This is a genomic window from Paenibacillus sinensis (genome assembly GCF_019904155.1).
Lineage (GTDB): Bacteria > Bacillota > Bacilli > Paenibacillales > Paenibacillaceae > Paenibacillus_AQ > Paenibacillus_AQ sinensis.
In genome coordinates this window covers 1-545 of sequence record NZ_JAHCMB010000079.1, presented here as the reverse complement: position 1 = coordinate 545, position 545 = coordinate 1, and the positions used below count along the sequence as shown (strand labels likewise).

Here is a 545-nt window from a genome sequence, read left to right as displayed (position 1 = left end):
AATCGAGTAGGAGGGGGCGGCAAGCCCCCGTCCTCTCACACCACCGTACATGCGGGTCCGCATACGGCGGTTCCAAAAGGTTAGCAAAGTTCCAGATAACGTGAAAGCAAACTTTTCAGACCTTTCGCTTCCCAGTAGGAAGTCGGAAGGGCATTATTCGTGTTCCGGGACATTTCCCATGCGCCTCGCCGCGAGTTGGCCATCCTAAAACAAGCCCACTCTGGAACCCCAAGTGCCCGGAGTTCGCGGATTCGTGTGCGCACTCGCTTCCATTGTTTCCACAGACACATTCGCAGTCTTCTCCGAATCCACTGGTCTAGTGTTTGGAGGTGTTTCTTCGCCGATGCCAGATGGAAATAGCCGAGCCAACCCATTAAATACTGGTTTAGCCGGCGAATTCGTTCTTCCACGGAAATGGACCAGGTTCGATTCGTCAGTTCACGAATTCTTTCCTTGAACCGTGAGATTGTTTTCGGTGCTAATCGAATGGTTGCCTGTTTCTGGCTCAGGAAACTAAACCCTAGAAACTTCCGGTGCCAAGGTCT

The 545-nt window shown here is 52.1% G+C and carries 1 protein-coding gene; it reads right to left on the bottom strand.

The window, feature by feature from the left end; genetic code table 11:
* Nucleotides 1-80: 80 nt before the first annotated feature.
* Nucleotides 81-545, bottom strand: a 465-nt coding sequence (locus KIH86_RS10485) for a group II intron maturase-specific domain-containing protein (protein WP_322098662.1), incomplete at its 5' end; no start/stop codon positions are given.